The following is a 2,962-nucleotide window of genomic DNA, read 5'->3' on the forward strand; positions in this document are numbered from 1 at the left end:
AGCTCCATCGGCATGCGCACTTCGGGCACCACGTTGCGGCCGCATTGCTCGCAGGCGCTGATCACCACCTTCTGCCACTGCTCGCGCTTCTTCTCCAGTCGATCGGCCGGCAGCTTGACGCCGCAGCGCTCGGAGAAGAGCGGGGTGATGCAGGTGACGCCCAGCTCCACCGATTTTTGGATGGTGAAGTCCATCTTGTCGCCACGGCTGATCACCTGACCGAGGTGGATGGCCAGCGGTGACTCCACCGATTGGACGTCGCAGCTGTCGATGGTCACTTCCACCGACTTTTTGCCGACGCTGGCGATGGTGGCGGGATATTGATTGCCATCGCCGTTGAACAGCTCGAGTTGCTGGCCCGGCTGCATGCGCAGTACCCGGCCGATATGGTTGGCGCCGTCTTCCGACAGGGCGATGGTCTGGCCAACTTGCAGGGTGGCCGGTTCATAGATACGTGGAATGCGCATGGCTGCTTGTCAGTCTCTTGCTTGGAAACCCTTTATATCCTGCGGCGAGCAAGGCTCACGCGGCAGTGGGTAAGGGCTTCATGATAGGAGGGGCAATCCCCCTCCCAGTTCAAATAGGGTTATTGGCACTGCTTTTCAATAAAGGGATTGGTATTGCCCTGCAGCTTGCCGATGCGGCGATTGCGCTCGCACTCCCAGCCTTCTGCCGGGTACTGGCGATCCCAGGCTTCAAAGAGTTTACGCTGTTGCGCTGCCAGACGCAGCCCATACTGCTGGCTCATGTAGAGGTAGGCGCGGGCAATCTGGCCCCGTACCGAGCCCTTGGGCGGCTGCACCCGACGATCCTTGAAATCCACCAGCATCTGGCACTGACCGTACTGATCCGGCTTGCCGTTCCAGTCGGAGAAGCGGTAGTTGGCCCGATCGCCGTTCACCTCGCCAATGGCGGGGAAGAGGTTGTGCATGTCCCCCTCCATCTTGTTGAACTCGGTGCTCGCTTTTTCGCAGTTTTTGCGGCCGCCATCCTGCCAGCACTGCAACTGGTGGCCGAACTCCCAAGCGGGGACCACGTGTTCCCACTCGATGCGGGCGGCGCGCTTGGCCTGCTTGCGCGGCTCATAGCCGCAGCTGGCCAGATCCGGGCTCATTTTCTTGCCCTGATAGTCGATGTCACAGCCGCAGTAGAAGGTGGTGACCGCAGGCTGGCTGCGATAGAGCTTCACCAGATCCTGCTTGGCTTCACGAAAGGTCTGGGCGTGCAGGGGTGCGCTGAGCAGCGGCAAACCGGCCAGCAGGGTCAGGGCGAGGGAGGAGATGAAACGCATGGGATTCCTTGCAAACGGGGTGATTGACGAACGATGGCGGGCACCCTACCACAGGGGCGCGACACAAGCTGGCTTACTGCTCTGGCTCCGGCCGTTCCCGCTCCAGCGGTTGCTTGCAGCGGCGGCAGTGGTAGCGGGCTTCGCCGCGCACCACCTTGTTGTGACGGCGTATCGACAGTTGATGCTGCTGACAGTGACAGCGATAGGGCACGGTGCGCTGGGCCAGAACCGCCAGATCGAAGCTGTGGGTAGTTCTGGGCTCAAGGCCGAACACCTCCCGCATCACCGACTGCCACTGGCGGCCGTGGGGCAAGACCCGGCTTTTGCCGCGACCTTCACCCCACAGGGCGTGTACCAGCAGATGGGCCACCTCGTGGGGCACGACCTCATCCAGAAACGCCTGCTGATTGGCCTGATAGAGGGCGGGATTGAAGCGCAGCTCCCAGGTTTGCAGCCGCGCCGATCCCGCCGCCCGGCCCCGCATATTGCAGTAGATCCGCGGGCGGGGGAAGGTGCGGCCAAGGCGCGCCTCGGCCTGCACAAAGCAGGCTTCTACGCGTTGTTGCAGCAGGGCGACAAGCTGGGCAGGGGTGGCAGACATCAACATCTCGTCAGATAGCGGATAAGCAAAAGGGGAGCCAGGCTCCCCTCTTATCACAACAGCGAGCCTTACAGGCCAGCGGCGGAACGCAGCAGTTCGGCCTTGTCGGTCTGCTCCCACGGGAACTCGTCGCGACCGAAGTGACCGTAGGCCGCGGTGGCCTGATAGATTGGGCGCTTCAGATCCAGCATTTCGATCAGACCATACGGGCGCAGTTCGAAGTGCTCGCGCACCAGCTTGACCAGCAGCTCCTCGGCGACCTTGGCAGTACCGAAGGTCTCGACGCTGATGGAGGTCGGCTCAGCCACGCCGATGGCGTAGGAGATCTGGATTTCACAGCGATCGGCCAGACCGGCGGCAACGATGTTTTTGGCAACGTAACGGGCGGCGTAAGCAGCGGAGCGGTCAACCTTGGACGGATCCTTACCGGAGAAGGCGCCACCACCGTGACGAGCCATGCCGCCGTAGGTGTCGACGATGATCTTGCGACCGGTCAGACCGCAGTCACCCATCGGGCCGCCGATAACGAAACGGCCGGTCGGGTTGATGAAGTATTTGGTGTCCTTGTTGACCCACTCGGCCGGCAGCACCGGCTTGATGATCTCTTCGCGTACCGCTTCAACCAGATCTTTGTGGCTGATGGATTCGGCATGCTGGGTAGACAGCACAACGGCATCCACACCGATGATCTTGCCTGCGTCGTCGTAGGCAAAGGTCAGCTGGCTCTTGGCATCCGGACGCAGCCACGGCAGGGTGCCGTTCTTGCGCACTTCAGCCTGACGCTTCACCAGCAGGTGAGAGTAGGTGATGGGGGCCGGCATCAGCACGTCGGTTTCGTTGGTGGCGTAGCCGAACATCAGGCCCTGGTCGCCCGCGCCCTGCTCCAGCGGATCGCTGCGGTCAACGCCCTGGTTGATGTCCGGGGACTGCTTGCCGATGGCGTTCAGCACGGCGCAGGAGTCGGCGTCGAAGCCCATGTCGGAGTGGGTGTAGCCGATTTCACGTACGGTATCACGCACGATCTCTTCGATATCAACCCAGGCAGAGGTGGTTACTTCGCCGGCCACCAT

At 62.1% G+C, this 2,962-nt stretch carries 4 protein-coding genes; all 4 read right to left on the reverse strand.

Annotation, left to right across the window (positions count from 1 at the left end; all coding sequences use genetic code 11):
- Nucleotides 1–467, reverse strand: a 467-nt coding sequence (locus AACS18_RS07275; RefSeq protein WP_108612129.1) for a 16S rRNA (uracil(1498)-N(3))-methyltransferase, incomplete at its 3' end; no start/stop codon positions are given.
- Nucleotides 468–586: 119 nt separating this feature from the next.
- Nucleotides 587–1,291, reverse strand: a complete 705-nt coding sequence (locus AACS18_RS07280) for an endonuclease (RefSeq protein WP_108612130.1) — start codon at nt 1,289–1,291, stop codon at nt 587–589.
- Nucleotides 1,292–1,364: 73 nt separating this feature from the next.
- Entirely contained in the window at nt 1,365–1,892 is a 528-nt protein-coding gene (locus tag AACS18_RS07285; RefSeq protein WP_058057891.1) for a SprT family zinc-dependent metalloprotease, read from the reverse strand.
- A 68-nt stretch (nt 1,893–1,960) separates the two neighbouring features.
- On the reverse strand, nt 1,961–2,962 hold a 1,002-nt coding region (metK, locus tag AACS18_RS07290; RefSeq protein ID WP_108612131.1), incomplete at its 5' end, for a methionine adenosyltransferase.

The sequence above is a fragment of the Aeromonas sp. HMWF015 genome, from assembly GCF_963878965.1.
Classification (GTDB): Bacteria; Pseudomonadota; Gammaproteobacteria; order Enterobacterales; family Aeromonadaceae; genus Aeromonas; species Aeromonas veronii.